General features: G+C 42.2%; 16 protein-coding genes and 1 pseudogene. 9 read left to right on the forward strand and 8 right to left on the reverse strand.

The genetic code is table 11. The features are described 5' to 3' along the window. Positions 1-89: 89 nt before the first annotated feature. The 4 genes and pseudogenes from MHZ92_RS08020 to MHZ92_RS08035 form a co-directional block, all read right to left on the reverse strand. Positions 90-332: pseudogene (locus MHZ92_RS08020) on the reverse strand (IS3 family transposase); the annotation flags it as partial. A gap of 104 nt (positions 333-436) precedes the next feature. Continuing rightward, positions 437-1,534 (reverse strand): hypothetical protein, encoded by a 1,098-nt coding sequence (locus MHZ92_RS08025; RefSeq protein WP_239431147.1) that lies wholly within the window; start codon positions 1,532-1,534, stop codon positions 437-439. Next, a complete protein-coding gene (locus tag MHZ92_RS08030; RefSeq protein ID WP_239431148.1) occupies positions 1,534-2,175 on the reverse strand; it encodes a hypothetical protein in 642 nt (213 codons plus the stop codon). Before MHZ92_RS08030 ends, MHZ92_RS08025 begins: the two co-directional genes overlap by 1 nt. Before the next feature lie 408 nt (positions 2,176-2,583). Next, the gene (locus tag MHZ92_RS08035) at positions 2,584-3,924 is read right to left on the reverse strand and encodes a S8 family peptidase (protein ID WP_239431149.1); all 1,341 of its coding nucleotides are present in this window, start codon (positions 3,922-3,924) and stop codon (positions 2,584-2,586) included. Positions 3,925-4,164: 240 nt separating this feature from the next. Between MHZ92_RS08035 and MHZ92_RS08040 the strand changes: the two genes are divergently transcribed. The 4 genes from MHZ92_RS08040 to MHZ92_RS08055 all read left to right on the forward strand — a co-directional run bounded on the left by MHZ92_RS08040 (position 4,165) and on the right by MHZ92_RS08055 (position 6,743). Continuing rightward, positions 4,165-4,605, forward strand: a complete 441-nt coding sequence (locus tag MHZ92_RS08040) for a hypothetical protein (RefSeq protein ID WP_239431150.1) — start codon at positions 4,165-4,167, stop codon at positions 4,603-4,605. Between the two features lie 49 nt (positions 4,606-4,654). Beyond that, positions 4,655-5,098, forward strand: a complete 444-nt coding sequence (locus tag MHZ92_RS08045) for a hypothetical protein (RefSeq protein ID WP_239431151.1) — start codon at positions 4,655-4,657, stop codon at positions 5,096-5,098. Positions 5,099-5,355: 257 nt separating this feature from the next. Beyond that, entirely contained in the window at positions 5,356-5,901 is a 546-nt protein-coding gene (locus tag MHZ92_RS08050) for an RDD family protein (RefSeq protein WP_255723431.1), read from the forward strand. A gap of 14 nt (positions 5,902-5,915) precedes the next feature. Beyond that, positions 5,916-6,743, forward strand: a complete 828-nt coding sequence (locus MHZ92_RS08055; protein WP_239431153.1) for a hypothetical protein — start codon at positions 5,916-5,918, stop codon at positions 6,741-6,743. A gap of 167 nt (positions 6,744-6,910) precedes the next feature. Here MHZ92_RS08055 and MHZ92_RS08060 read toward each other — a convergent pair whose 3' ends face one another. From MHZ92_RS08060 to MHZ92_RS08075, 4 genes are all read right to left on the reverse strand, one after another. Further along, complete coding sequence (locus tag MHZ92_RS08060) at positions 6,911-7,129, reverse strand: hypothetical protein (RefSeq protein WP_239431154.1); 219 nt, start codon at positions 7,127-7,129, stop codon at positions 6,911-6,913. A 263-nt stretch (positions 7,130-7,392) separates the two neighbouring features. Then, positions 7,393-8,226 carry an HpcH/HpaI aldolase/citrate lyase family protein gene (locus tag MHZ92_RS08065; RefSeq protein WP_239431155.1) on the reverse strand — a complete coding sequence of 278 codons (834 nt, stop codon included), beginning with the start codon at positions 8,224-8,226 and terminating at the stop codon, positions 7,393-7,395. A 20-nt stretch (positions 8,227-8,246) separates the two neighbouring features. Continuing rightward, positions 8,247-9,512, reverse strand: a complete 1,266-nt coding sequence (locus tag MHZ92_RS08070; protein WP_239431156.1) for a TRAP transporter large permease — start codon at positions 9,510-9,512, stop codon at positions 8,247-8,249. Next, positions 9,500-9,997 carry a TRAP transporter small permease gene (locus MHZ92_RS08075; RefSeq protein WP_239431157.1) on the reverse strand — a complete coding sequence of 166 codons (498 nt, stop codon included), beginning with the start codon at positions 9,995-9,997 and terminating at the stop codon, positions 9,500-9,502. Before MHZ92_RS08075 ends, MHZ92_RS08070 begins: the two co-directional genes overlap by 13 nt. A gap of 291 nt (positions 9,998-10,288) precedes the next feature. On the opposite strand from MHZ92_RS08075, the gene MHZ92_RS08080 reads away from it, so the two are divergent. The 5 genes from MHZ92_RS08080 to MHZ92_RS08100 all read left to right on the forward strand — a co-directional run bounded on the left by MHZ92_RS08080 (position 10,289) and on the right by MHZ92_RS08100 (position 15,274). Further along, positions 10,289-11,320, forward strand: coding sequence for a DctP family TRAP transporter solute-binding subunit (locus tag MHZ92_RS08080; protein WP_239431158.1), 1,032 nt, complete (start codon positions 10,289-10,291; stop codon positions 11,318-11,320). 75 nt (positions 11,321-11,395) lie between these two features. Continuing rightward, a complete protein-coding gene (locus tag MHZ92_RS08085; protein WP_239431159.1) occupies positions 11,396-12,715 on the forward strand; it encodes an MmgE/PrpD family protein in 1,320 nt (439 codons plus the stop codon). Positions 12,716-12,775: 60 nt separating this feature from the next. Then, positions 12,776-13,990: a CaiB/BaiF CoA transferase family protein gene (locus MHZ92_RS08090; RefSeq protein ID WP_239431160.1), complete on the forward strand. Its 1,215-nt coding sequence runs from the start codon at positions 12,776-12,778 to the stop codon at positions 13,988-13,990. Beyond that, on the forward strand, positions 13,987-14,376 hold the full coding sequence (pcaC, locus tag MHZ92_RS08095; protein ID WP_239431161.1) for a 4-carboxymuconolactone decarboxylase: 390 nt from the start codon (positions 13,987-13,989) through the stop codon (positions 14,374-14,376). Before MHZ92_RS08090 ends, pcaC begins: the two co-directional genes overlap by 4 nt. 91 nt (positions 14,377-14,467) lie before the next feature. Further along, a complete protein-coding gene (locus tag MHZ92_RS08100) occupies positions 14,468-15,274 on the forward strand; it encodes an enoyl-CoA hydratase/isomerase family protein (protein ID WP_239431162.1) in 807 nt (268 codons plus the stop codon). Positions 15,275-15,292 lie beyond the last annotated feature (18 nt).

Here is a 15,292-nt window from a genome sequence, read left to right on the forward strand (position 1 = left end):
ATTATTCCATATTATGGTAGTTTAATTGCGCATAAAAATACATCGATCATTAACAGCCACCCGTCTTAGGAAATGACATGAAGTGCCCCCTAAAAGGTAGACACGGTTATATCATAGGCAACTTGCTCAAAATGAGTTCGGTATTGTACCGGACTCGTTTTTAATTTTGCCTTCACCCGTTTTGTATTATAGTAATATATATTTTTCCAATTCTTTTTTTTAGTGAGCTATACTTTCAAACTCTTTATAGTATAGAAGCTCTGATTTCCTAATTCCGAAGAATTCTCCATTACGAAGTTATCATAACAGTTACCTTTACGTGACATGCTCTGTCACCTCCAATTGTTAGAGTGTGTCTAACAATCGGGGTGCAGTTCATTTCAGCCGTGGTGGTTTTGTTATTTATTCACCGAAAGTGGTAGTACTTCACTAAACTCTATTTCACTTTCGATCGCTCAACAGAAAGTGATGCAAAGATAACAATGGGTGAAATCGTGACAATGAGTATGATGATTTTCACGATGTTTTCCAGGCTGTCTGCCTTGACGAAGTTAAATATTGTAAACCATAGGGCAATGATCGGTAAAATGAGTTTGTTTATATGTTTCATAAGTAAAAATTTCATGCTTCTTCTCACTTTTACGACTGTCCCGATATTTGGAATGTCTAACTCGCTTCTCGTCGTTGCAGGAATCCCGATATATAAGTGACTATCGGTAAATTCGTCTTCGACTTTGAATACTTCCTCGATATGCTTTGTATCCAGGTCAAGAATAGGCAGCTTCACGCGTTTCCCATTGTACGCAATAACGACTCTTTCGTTTTCATCGACACCTAAAAATTTCCGGATGTTAGGGTGTATTCTCGAAACGTTATGGCTTTCATCGAACGGATAAATATATCCAATCCGCAGCTCTAGCTCGCGATATCCAATGAACCAATTTCCGATGACTTTTACGGTGTCAGCACAAAAAGATTTAACCTTTCTGATGATCTTGCGAGTCATTGAGGAACTGTCAATAGGTGATTGCGTAATGACAAGTCTTGAGTGACTATCTTTTTCGATGTCAAGGAGTAACATATGATAGCGATTAATAAAAACTTTATTCATCGTGTCATCTTTTCTAGCTCTTAACTGTAACTTCATTCGAAAACCGGTTTTGACATTAATAATTTCAACGTTGTTCGAGTACTTTTCAATGACATCAGCAGAAGCATAGACAAATTTCTTTTTAATGTCATCGACTTTTGGAATTCCTCTGTTGATGAATTGAAATTCAGTCGCATAAATGAAGACGGACTTCGTTTTCGGATCCAACCGTTGCAAGCATCTCTTAGATACTTTTGCTTGGCCACGCTGTATCGTAGGATTGGAAAGAATCATACATCTTACGTCATTGCCGAATTCGTCCGCAACTGTAACGAAAAGATAGTTTTCCGTTTTTACTTGTTGCAAATCATCTGGGTGAACTTCTATTTGATATCTTGCGACGAAAGAGGGTTTGTCTGTCAACGTATAGCTTGGTGTTTCCATTACAATGAATCCTTTCCAAAGTGCTCGACGATGTCAATTAACGATTGAAGCAACGCCGAAAATTCAGTTGTATTATTCGGGTTTCGATATCGATAGTTTACTTCCATTTGTATAGCATCAATGTTAAGTGATTGACTTGTAAAATGAGTGATCGTTCCAGGGTGGGAGGCCGGGAATGTATCGTCCAGTCGGATGTCTTTGATTTTATTCTCGTTGAATCTATTTTTCATAAAGGTGACGCTCGTTTCATCGATAGATGTTCCGTGCATCGTTCCTAAATCAATATCGAATTCTCGACTGATTGCAGCACCATGCAAATCGATGACGAGACGAATATCGTTTTGATCGCAAATCTCTTTAATCGCATCTTTGTACCTTCCATCGATCGTATAATTAGGATCTTCTTCTGAAATCCGATTACTAGTAATGCATAAACAATTTGTAGTTAGTTGAACAAGAGACGCAATCGCCCCAGTATATAAGTCCGCTTTTTTCACATTATTATTCCTCATATGATTGACGGAATGCGGTGCTGAAATGAGAACCGGCTTCGTTCCTAGCTTCACATCATAGGGTACTAGAGAATGTTCAAATCCATTGTATTCGTTATATGAAAACTGACCTTCGATTATTTCCGCCATGCTCTTTAAGTCAAATGTAGAGAACATAAACTGCTCCTTTTACAAGTAGTGTAAATTAATTCTACTATATCAAACTTATTGTAGTTATAGGATAGTCTAGTGGATTTAATAGAGATTAAATTTGAACAATTAATTGGGATTATCGAGGGAAAAGGGGTTCGCAATATTAATGCAACATAGCGTATTTCGGTTGTAACGCAATGAAAGTCGCTCGCAAAGAAACGTAATCGGGTCGTAATGAAATAAAAGTGGTGTGCAACACAAATAAAGTTGGTTGCAACGAAACAAAATTAATCGCAACCAAATGATATCAACGCGCAACGCAATGTAACTTCGCCGTTTCACTATGAAATTAGATAAAAAAACAAATCACATTCTATCCAACGAATGTGATTTGTTTTTTGTCATTTATTCACCCGTCCGAAACTTCATCTCATACTGCCCGCCGTTTTCGACAAATAGCAGCAATTGATAATTCATATGAGGGAACAGCTTGCGAATCGGAGTGACGATGATTTCATTCGCGATTGTTTCGGTCACAATGGGAACATCCCGGCCTGAACGGATGATTCGGATGTCCACCTTGTCTCCTTCTGTCAACGCTCGGTCGAAGGTGACTTTCCAGCTTTTATTCAATGGAACATTGTCGTGTGAAGGGAAGGATTGCATGTCCGATGACGTTTTCGGTAAAGGTGCTGAAACCTGTTGAATTACTTGTTCATCGTAAGATGTGAAATTTAGAGTTCCTTCGCCGAATTGTGGGTCCCACCCTGCAGGTCCTTGATCCACACTGTATTTCTTCAGCAAGCGATCAATCTCTTGTACCGTTCTTGTCGGGTCTTCGAGCTTTAACATGGCGGCAATGCCGCTTACAAATGGCGTGGCGGTTGACGTTCCGCTATAGCTTTTGAACGAACCTCCCGGAACACTCGAAAGAATGTCGACGCCAGGTGCAACAATGTCGATGGAGGCACCCGTGTTGCTAAAGTCTGCAATCCGGTTATTCCGATCAACGGCACCGACGACGATCACTTTCTCTTCACCTGCCGGGTAAAGAGGAGCGGTATCCGTACTTTCATTTCCGGAAGCGACGACGACAACAACGTCATGCTGAAGTGCATAAGTAATCGCCTCTGCCAAATAAGTGGAATACTCTTCACCGACGAAGCTCATGTTGATGACATCAGCGCCATTGTCGACAGCGTATCGAATTCCTTCAGCAATGTGGTAGTCGTATCCTCTACCTTCCTTATCCACTGCACGAATCGGCATGATTTTCACATTGGCAGGCGTCGAATCGGCAATAATGCCCGCCATATGCGTCCCGTGGAAATGCTCATCCGTTGGGGCCGTTCCTTTATCCAATACGTCATATCCCACTACGAGGCGATCGCGGAGGAGAGGGTGTTCCAAATCGACACCCGTGTCAATGACCGCAACGATGACGATTCCTTCAATATCCTGAGTTAACTCAATTAACTTGCCTGCACCAATTCGAGCCGGACCCCACGATTTCGCCTGCCACGTACCTGCTTGTACCGCTATCTCGCGGATATAATCTGGCTGCAACACTTTTGCATCCGGCAGCTCTTCCAGCTCGTCCATATGTACACTTTCAATGATCAGTTCATTGTCCTTATCGAGCAATTCCACGATGACCCGATCACTTTCGTTCGCCAATGCAATCTGACTCGTGAGGGAAATTGCCAATAATAAGGATAGAATACTCGTCCATACGATCTTCTTCATCTGTCTACTCACCACCATGTTTTTGTTTGAAGATTTCTATTAAACTATAACATGGATTGCTAGGTTGGAATATTGTTTTGTTGGGAGGATGAATGGGATAAAATATATTCGAAATTTACCCGATTATCGGCAAATTAGTTATTGCTTTAAATTGGCTTAATTGGTTATAATCTAATAGTTAATATTACCTATTCGTAGTTAGGTAGGATAAAGCTTATTAAAGCGTGTGGAGGAATTTACATGAATTTTGAGGAATGTTTACAAAAGCATTTTCCGCTCGGTTATCAAATGCATAGGCTACTATCAAGTGAATCTGTAGAAGAGTCTTCATTATCCTTACTGCAAGGGTACTCCGGAAATTATGAATTAGAAGAAATGATGTTAGGTGCTTTGATTCTTCATGTTCAACTAGGGAACATAAAAGGTTATGACGTAGATGATCTGTTGAGCCAACTAAATTGGAGTCCTGATTTTGAATACGATGTCAAAAAATACTTTAGAGAAAGTAATATGGCGACAAACGAGAACTTTTACATTGAACGTGATAACGAAATCGGAAAGTATGACTTTGATGGAAATGGCAATGTATTAATAGATGGTGGCTACGACAGATATGGGTACAACCGTAATGGGTATGATGAAGAAGGATATAGCGATCTAGGCTATCAGGAAGAAGATTAAGACTGGATAGTACATAAGCAGCCAATCGGCTAATGAAAGGAAGTTAAATATGGAAATTACATTTGAACAATTTATTGATGCATTAAAGGTAGGGAGTCGAACACAAGTCGGTATGTACATAAACGGCCCGTTATCGAATGGTGATTATACAATAGAATTTGAAGGTAAAGTGAAGATGATCATTTATCCGAATTTGAGGCAGAAGAATGGACAAGACGTAATGGATTTTATTTGTATCCCGCAAGGTGCTAATTATGACCTTATCCATACATATGATATTACTGAAACGATGAAGGCTTTCTTGCCTAGTAAAAGATTTTTGTATGGTCAATCCACAATCGAACGTTCCATGTCTCGGACAGCCTGTATCCGTTTTTCGTTAAGCCAGAACCTCTTGAAGACAAGAGAGGACGTAGCTGAATTGATCAGAACAATTGAGTTTCTTAGAGACAATACACATATCATCCTGCAAAAGCAAGTAGAGTATGCTTGATTGGATAGAGTAATATCCTATAATTCGAAGAGACAATCGATAATGAGTAGGAGCCGAAAATGTAAGTACATACTGAGGAAGTCAATGCGGTTTTACAGACCATTGGCTTCCTCTTATTTTTTGCCAGTAGTTGAAAGTATATACACTCTACTATTGCGATGATAAGCAGTAAGACATAGTAAACTATATATACAAAACAATCGAACGGAAGTATAATAGTCCTATTGCTTAGCACCTTAGAAACGGAGTGGTTTGACTTGTTTTGTTCGGCTTGTGGCACTGAATTGGTGAAGGAAGATAAATTTTGCTTTAAATGCGGAAGTCAAGTAGGTGATGAACGGACTCAGCGAATTCGGAATACGGAAAGTGCTGTTTCTCCGGGGTACACGGAGGCGGTCCCAGTTTCGAATGTTCGTACGGAGGTGAGTCAAAAGTATGCGGGATTTTGGGTCCGTTTCGGGGCGTTTGTCATTGATAGTCTTTTGTGGGGCGTTTTCGCCGTATCCGTCGTGTTCTTACCGATTGAAGAAAGCCTCCTTGGTCTGATTGGAATTGTTGTTCCTTGGCTTTATTATGCGATGTTGGAGAGCTCTTCATGGCAAGGAACGATCGGCAAACTTGTCTGTGGGATTCAGGTAACTGATTCGGAAGGAAACAGAATTTCATTCATAAGAGCTTCCTTCCGCTATGTATTCCACATTTTTTCTAGCATTTTGCTAATTGGTTACATTATGGCCGCCTTCACACAGCGAAAACAGGCATTGCATGACTTCATGGCTAATACAACTGTCCAATATAAGTGAATGGAGGCCCCGTCATGAACCGATTTCTACTTTTTATTGCAATCACTCTTCTGCTGATCGTCGGCAGCCTTTTTATGACAGTACATATGGAGCAAAATGCATTACATACTGATGACTCTGACCTTTATAGCTGGGATGGTGAAGGGGATACATGGGAGTCAGAGAGATATACCAATATTATAGAAGATAATGATCCGGCTGATGAGAGCTATGTTGTCGATGAAGTTGTTGACAATGGCGATTTTTACGAGGAAATGGATGATTATAGCGAAGGAACTATGACTTCCGAAGAAGTAGATTCGTACGAGATCATCGAACAATTCGAAGAAGATGAGGACTGGGCTTTCGTGGAGGAAGAAAGCGAATTTGATGAATCCATTTTCCATGAGCCGGCCAATTTACAACTAGTGACGCCAGCAACAGAATGGATTAATGATGGGACCGATTGGACAATCATAATGCCTCAAATGGATTTCATGGAGCATGTACAGGAGGGGAGATTTCCGGGTCTGGGATTCACGTTAGGAGATTCATTAGTTCCCTTTTTTGAACAAAACGGAGGAGTTTCGATTGTAGAGGGAACAGACGCGGATACATATTTCTGGCGTCCAAACGGATTCGGATTGCGCCCAGCTGAAAATGAGTCGCTAACTCTTACTGGAATCTTGTTGCCGATTCATTATTCGCTCGATGATTTGCGGTGGATGTTCGGTGAGCCCAATCTAATCCAGAGGGGTGAGGGCGGGCAAATGATGTATACATATATAATAGATGAGAATCATTTAGTGTTCCATGCCTCTTCCGATAATGATGAGTGGATCCGTGCGATGGAATTGTACTGAAATGCTTTGCTGAAGAATAGAAAAGGAAGTCAATTGCTGTATTATGCGATTGGCTTCCTTATTAATTTTGTAGGGTTTTTATCTATTGAATTTGGCAAGCTATCTATCGAATCGGCTTGTATCTTACACAGGAACTAAAACAATTTTGGCGCCCATTAGCTATATTATTATTTTGAAATCTTCTCATCTACCTTTTCTTTTAGACTACTTATTTCTTCTAACAGCATTTTTGTACAAATGGCTATAATTCCACTAAGTAGAATCATTCCCGAATAAATAGGAGACCAATCGCCTCCTTCTAAACCAAAGAAATAATAAAAAATAAAAGGTAAAACTACAAAACTAAAAAAGGTGAAGCAAACCATTGTGGCGATTGCTGCTCTCAAAATATCACCTCTTATTTATGAATTTACAATTCACGTTCTTCGCAATGGGATTTGAACTTTATGAACGAAATGTTCCTTTTATTGAATAAGTTAACTTCCTATAGTCAATTCATTTTAGCACAAAATATCTTATTCTCTTCGGCATTTTTAGTTTATTTTAAATACTTTTAAATGGCTGTTCCATCCATCAATTAACAAACGTTTAACATAACAACAAAGCAGAGTAATTGGATGAACCCAAATTACTCTGCATTTTTTCATTCTTATTTTCCTATCCCATTTAAAGTCGCCAACGCCTGTTTATAAACCGGCAAATCAATCATTTTATTATCCAGCCGAATCGCAGAGAGCCCATTCGCTAATGCCTCTTCAAACGACTCCACCACTTTAGTTGCCCAGGCAATATCTGCTTCAGAAGGTGCAAACAATGTATTCACAGGTTCCAGTTGTTTCGGATGAATGCATAGTTTTGCAGACATGCCGAGGTTTTTGGCTCGGTGGATTTCTCTGATGAGGCCTTCTTCATCCGATAAATCCACAAACACCGTATCTATCGGCGGTTCCAAGTGAGCAGCCCGTGAAGCAACGACGAGAGCGGACCTTGGATAAATAAGTTCCTGACCATGGTCCGATATGGACGTGTTGATGTCTAAACAATAATCCACAGCGCCAAATGCTAACCTCGAAATTTGATTACTTGAAACTGCGATGTCAAATGCATGTAAGACACCTTTAGCCGTTTCAATTAACGGAATGATCGATTGATCAAGCTCAATACTCTCCACTACCTGTTGAATATCAAAAGGCGATTCGGTTTTCGGCAACATGATCCCGACTTCCGGAAACCCCGCAACCATCTCTACATCTTCTTTATAAAATGTTGTAGTCGCATCATTGACCCGGACATATAGTTTCATTGATGCAGCAATTTCATTCTCCGACAAGAATCCCCTCACCAGTTCCCGCACTCTCTCTTTCTCGCTGAAAGGAATGGCATCTTCCAAATCGATGATGATGGCGTTTGCAATTCCAGCGAGTATGGCCTTTTCAATACGATCCGGACGATTCCCTGGAACGAAAAGATAAGATGTGATCAATTGTAATCATCTCTTTCCAGTTATTTAAGCAATGCTAGTGAAATCTGCGGGAAGATGATAATTATTACGAGAACAACAACAAAGATCGCGTAAAACGGTACGACACCTTTGATGACTTTTTCTACTTTTTCCCCGGTTATCCCGCTGACAACAAATAAGTTCAGTCCAACCGGTGGGGTTATCATTCCTAATTCCATATTGACGACCATAATGATGGCAAAGTGGATGACGTTAATGTCGAGTGCCACGATAATCGGCAAGAAGATCGGTAATGTAATCAAGATGATTGCTGTCGGTTCTAGGAACATCCCAAGTACAAAGAATAGCAAGCTGACGACGATAAGGAATGTCCATTTATTGAAGCCGCTATTACTCACCCAGGCAGCGAATTCCTGTGGTATCTGCTCTGTTGTGAGGAACATTCCAAGTACAAGAGCGGATGCGATGATCAAGAAAATCATCGAAGTCGTGTTCACGGACTCCATTAAGATTCCCTTCATTTTTTCCCATGTCAATTCACGATAAATGAAGATCGACACAACTAACGCATAAAGACAGGCTGCAAACGATGCCTCAGTAGGAGTGATGACGCCGGTATAGATCGCTCCAAGTATGAGCACTGGCATAATAAGTCCCCAAGATGCTTTGAGCGTAGGCATCCAACGTTTCGCAAGAGGCACTTTTTCCATACCGCCATAACCTTTTCGATAAGCAACGATGACAGCATAAATAATGAGCGCAATTCCGAGTACGATTCCCGGTAGAATTCCAGCCGTGAACAATTTCCCAGTGGACTCTTCTGAGACGGATCCATAGAGAATTAAAGGAATGGAAGGTGGAATGAGGATACCTAGCGTACCTGCAGCTGCAACTAGTCCCATCGTATAGTTCTTGTCATAACCTGCTTTTACCATCATCGGAATCATAATGCTTCCAATCGCGGCTGCTGTTGCAGGGCTGGAGCCTGAAATGGCCGCGAAAACCATACACGTAACAACCGTTACGACGGATAGTCCACCTTTTGTATGTCCAATCCATGACTGGATACACTCGATCAAATATCTTGAAATCCCGCCTTGAGCCATGATCAGGCCAGCAAATACGAAACCCGGAATGGCCATTAAGGTCGTACTGTTTACACCCGTGAACATTTTCTGAATAACGGTCGCTACCGAGAAGTCGACCATGACAAGACCGACGATGCTTGAAACAGCCAAACTTATCGCGATTGGAACCCGTAAAAAGGCTAACGCAAAAAGTAATAAAATAACGACTACTGCTGCCATTTATGATCCACCTCACTTGTCGCGTCTTCTTTTCGAACAAAAAATCGATGGGCTTTTTCAATAAAACGAATAAAGAGGAGTGTCCCTGCGATTGGCATGATTAAATAGTTAATCCAAATCGGGAAGCCTACATCGATTGTTTTAATTTGCTGTGAGTACGCTGCTAGAACCATTTCCATTCCTGTCCAAATAATGAAGACACTGAAGGCAAGGCCGACGAGTAGCGTGACGATATTGGCAATCTTCTTATAGGTTGGGCCTGCTTTGTCATATACCATATCGATTGCAATATGCTTGTCATCCCTCAATGCGGTTGAAAAGCCGATAAAGATTGCCCACACCAATAGCATCGTATAGATTTCAGTTGCCCAGCTTTGCGAACTGCCCATTACATAACGCATAAAAACAGAGTACAAACTGATGGCGATACCAGCTGAGAAAAATATCCAAGTGAAAGCGTTTTCAATTTTAGCTAATATTTGCATTCCTCTTACCTCCAATTTGTTTATTGCCGAGCCGAAAAGAGTCTGATGCGCCACCTCCTTTTCTGAAATGTATTTTGGATACAGTTTCTTAAAATACATAATAAAACATGGAAAGTAGAATATCAATACTAAATATTTATTCTAGTTTAATTTATTAGATTGTTCTTTACATTATAATTTCTGTATGCTAAATTATTTGTGAATTGTATCCAAAAGCCCAGGTAATCAAAGGGGGGAATCTTTCGGGGACGTTCAGCTTTTCAGTTCAAACATTTTGGGAGGAGGATTTACATGGGGAAGAAGTATTCTTTATTCTTGTTTCTACTGATGTTGGTATTGGTTTTATCCGCGTGTGGGGATAGCGATAATGCGAGTGGTGAGGGCGGAAGCGATGACATCACGAAAATGACGATCAAATTCTCACACGTAGTAGCTGAGAACACGCCGAAACATCAAGGTGCTCTTGCGATGAAGGAATACATTGAAAAAGAGTCTGGCGGAAAGATTAAGGTGGAAATCTACCCGAATAGCTCGTTATTCGGAGATCAGGATGAATATCAAAACTTAGTAGCGAACAATATCCAATTCATCGCGCCTGACCTATCTAAATTCGTTGGAAATAACCCACAATTCAACATGCCATCCTTGCCATTCCTTTTTGCAAATGATGAGCAAGCAGAAGAATTCTGGGATGGGGAAAAAGGTCAGGAAATTTTAAGTAGTTTAACGAAAGACGGCGTGTTAGGTCTTTCCATGTGGCCTAACGGTGGTAAGCATCTGACCAATGATAAAAGACCGATTTCAAAACCTGAAGATTTGAAAGGATTGAAGTTCCGGACGCAAGGTGGGCAATTGTTGGAGTCGATCTATAAGACATTGGGGGCTGGATCTGAATCCATTCCGTTCGGAGAATTGTACACAGCGTTAGACCAAGGCGTTGTGGATGGCCAGGAAAACACGTTCAGCAACATTGAATCGAAAAAGTTCCACGAGGTTCAAAAGTATATGACAGTTATGAATCATACGCGAGTCGATTATGCAGTCTTTACGAATACAAAGTTCTGGGACAGCATGAATGATGCAACTCGGGAGCTTGTGGAAGCCGGAATCGCGGAAGGAACGAAAGTTGCGAGGGCAGAAGCGAAAAATCTAAATGACAAGGCGTTTGAAAAGATAAAGGAAAGCGGCGAAATCGAAATTATCGAACTTACTCCTGAACAAGTAGAGGAATTCCGTAAGGTTCTTGCACCGATATATGACGAGTACAAAGATATCATCGGCGAAGATGTCATCGAAGCGGCATTAGAAATTTCGAAAAAATAATAGGAGATCAAAAACGATTGAAAAGTTGAGCACGTAGGGCAACTTTTCAATCGCTTCTCTATGGGGGATGGAGAATTGATTACAAAAGAGCTCGTTTTAAACTGTTTAAACACTTCATTTGATGAAATTCCGGAAGAGGTCAAGACGCACGGGAAACTTAGTCTATTGAATTGGCTTGGGGTGACGATCGGGGCGGCTGCTGATCGTTCCATCGATATGATGGTCGATGTATCGCGGGAGCTGCAGTCCGCCGAACAAGTTTCGTTGTACGGCCGGGATGAAAAAGTGGATCTGCTAATGGGGGTCTTGATCAATGGGACGGCTTCCCATATTTTTGATTACGATGATACTCATTTAGATACGATCCATCATCCGAGTGGTCCTATTGCGCCGGTTGTTTTGGCGTTAGGTGAGCATCTGGATTTGAGCGGGGAGGAAATACTCCGTGCCTTCATTTTAGGTTGTGAAGCTGAACTTCGAATCGCGAATGCGGTTTATCCAAGCCATTACCAACTCGGTTGGCATATTACGAGCACGACAGGTGTGTTCGGCGCAGCAATTGCTGCCGGACTATTACTCAAATTGGATGAAGAGAGGTTGACGTGGGCGCTAGGGATTGCAGGGACCCAATCGTCCGGACTCCGGGAAGTGTTTGGAACGATGACGAAGCCGTTTCATCCAGGAAAAGCCGCCCAAAATGGGTTGTTGGCTGCATTGCTTGCGGAGAAAGGGTTCACAAGTTCTGAACAGATTCTCGAAGCAAAAAGAGGCTTCGCCAATGTGCTTGCTCCGGAACATGACTTATCGAAAGTGAATGTTAATTGGGGCGTCGAGTGGGAGCTTGTGAAAAATAGTTTCAAGCCGTATGCGTGCGGGATTGTCCTTCACCCGTCGATCGATGCTTGCATCTACTTGAAAGAGAAAGTCGCCGAAGAAGACCTTGAGTTTATTGAAGTAACAGTGAATCCTTATGTACTTGAATTGACCGGAAAGCAAAATCCGAAAACAGGATTAGAAGGGAAGTTCAGTATTTATTTCACGGCAGCCGTGTCCTACTTGAAGGGTGATGCGAGTGAAAAACAGTATAATGATGAAAATGTGAAGGACCCCGCGATTCAAGAAATGATGAAGAAAATCCGTGTTGTGGTCGATGATGCGATGAAGGAAGAAGAAGTGGTCGCACAAGCCTTTTTGCGTGATGGGACTCGCTTTGTCTATAAGGTGCAGCATGCAAAAGGAAGTTTAGGAAACCCGATGACGCTTGAAGATATTATCCGTAAGTTCAAAGGGTTGGCGAGAGATTTGAAAGATTCGCAGGTGGATACGTATATCGAAAGCTTTTTGGATTTGGAAAATGTGTCTTCGATTAGAGAGTTAGCTAGAGGTAGAAAGTAATTTTACTTGTATATTGGATACAAAATCCAACAAGTAGTTATTCAAAAGGAGGAGCTTGCCATGGATGGTCCATTGAAAGGGATAAAAGTGATTGATATTACAACAAATATTTCGGGACCTAGTTTAACGATGATTTTGGGCGATTTAGGAGCTGAAATCATTAAAATCGAACGTCCATTCATCGGGGATGATTCCCGGGGGATGGGGCCATTATGGGAAGGCGAAGGCGTATATCATCTACAAATCAATCGGAATAAACGATCCATTGTCATTGATTTGAAGAGCGAGGAAGGAAAAGAGCTACTTTATAACTTCGTCAAAGACAGTGATGTCTTCGTTGAGAACTTCCGACTCGGAAAGGCCGAGGAAATCGGTTTTGGCTATGAAAAGTTGAAAGCGCTTAATCCGAGTTTGATTTATTGTTCATTGACTGCCTACGGGCAACAAGGGCCAGATAGCCAAAAGCCGGGATATGATGCGATTGTGCAAGCTGAGACGGGCATCATGAGCATCAACGGACCGGCTGGCGGGGAATCTGCGAGAGCAGCAGTTTCCATTCTCGATCAAGGAAGTGCAATGTGGGGGGCCATTGGGGTTCTTTCCGCATTATTTCATCGAGAGCGAACGGGCATCGGACAAAAAGTGGAGACGTCACTGTTTGAAACAGGGGTCTTCTGGACGGGGTACCACTTACTCTCGTACATGGCGACAGGCGTTGCCCCGGTGAAAATGGGAACGGGCCATGCCTCCTTTGCTCCGTATGGTGCCTTTAAAACGAAAACTGATGAAATTATGATCGGCATCTCAAACGACTCGCTGTTCGGGAGACTTTGCAAATCGTTGAACAAAGAAGAGTGGATAGAAGATCCGAGATTCAAACGTAATGTAGACAGAGTTCAAAATCGAAATCAATTATCTCGTGAGATTGAACAGGTTCTTAGCAGCCAAGATGCTTCCTATTGGATTGAGCGAATTGCTCAAGCGGGCGTTCCGAGTTCGATCATCCGAAACATTCCATCGATGATAGAGCACCCACAAGTGGCGAGCACTCAAATGTTAGAGCGTGTGGAGCACCCGCTCATCGATGAAATGAAACTTGCACGCTTGCCGATTCGATTATCGGGTTCGCCTGTAGGCATTCGGAAAGCGCCGCCTCTATTAGGAGAAGATACAATTTCGATACTGCAAGATAGTGGTATTTCGCAAGAGACAATCGATGAACTCCTGTCTAAAGGAGTTATCCAAACTACAAAAGAACGGGTGGCGAAATCATGACTAGCGAAAAATTTGATAGAGGGTTAGAAATCAGGCGAAGCGTGCTAGGAGCGGAATATGTAGACAAATCGATTGCAAACGCAACCGATTTTAACATGGATATGCAGCAATTGGTCACCGAATATTGCTGGGGAGAGGTGTGGGCGAGGCCCGGGCTGCCGAAAAAGACAAGAAGTATGCTGAACCTTGCGATGATCACGGCGCTGAACCGTCCGCATGAGCTGAAGTTGCATGTGAGAGGCGCGCTGAACAATGGCGTGACGAAGGATGAGATTAAAGAAGTTCTTTTGCAAACCGCCATCTATTGCGGCGTCCCTGCAGCGATCGACAGTTTCCGTGTTGCGAATGAAGTGATTCAGGAGGAAGAGTCGAAACAAGAAATCTAGTCAATGGATCCCTTGCGTGATTAAAGGAAACTTTGTTGAAAAAAATGAGCCCCATTCCAAAATGGACCAGAACAATGACAGGAGGATCACCATGCAGGCAACAACGAGTAAATGGGAAACGATCAGTCTGAATGAAACACATGCAGAAGACCATGTGTACATCCTTGAACTGAATCGGCCTGAAGCGATGAACGCCTTGAATACGCTGATGGCTATTGAACTAAAAGAATGCTTAACGATGTTGAAAGATAAGAAGGATTTGAGAGTGTTAGTGTTGACCGGCGCGGGACAAAAGAGTTTTTGCGCCGGCGCGGATTTACGAGAACGAAAAACAATGGATAACGAGCAATGGAAAAAGCAGCACGACATCTTCGAGGATACATATGACACCCTTCGAAATTTTCCATTCCCCGTTATTGCAGCGATCAATGGCTTTGCCCTCGGTGGCGGCATGGAGATGGCGTTAAGCTGCGACCTCCGCTATATGGCAGAACACGCGAAGATGGGCTTGCCTGAAGTGACTTTGGGCATTATCCCGGGGGTCGGGGGAACCCAGCTTCTTCCGAGAGCGGTACCTGTAGCGTTGGCAAAGGAATTTTTATTCAAGGGAAGTCATATACCAGCAAAACGGGCAGCTGAAATGGGCCTCGTGAATGATGTGTTTTCAAGCGAGACGTTACTTGAAGAAACGATGAAGGCTGCCCGTGAAATCGCGAGAAATGCGCCTCTATCTCTTCAGGCGATCAAAAAGGCAATTGACAGAGGGCTTCAAACCGATCTCCATACCGCTCTGTCAATTGAATTGGACCAGTACTACAAATGTGCAAACTCAGAAGATCGGAAAGAGGGCGTACTTGCTTTTAATGAAAAACGAAAACCGAACTGGCGCGGAATTTAACAAAACGGAATGGGAGAG

The organism is Sporosarcina sp. ACRSL, from assembly GCF_022346605.1.
GTDB lineage: Bacteria > Bacillota > Bacilli > Bacillales_A > Planococcaceae > Sporosarcina.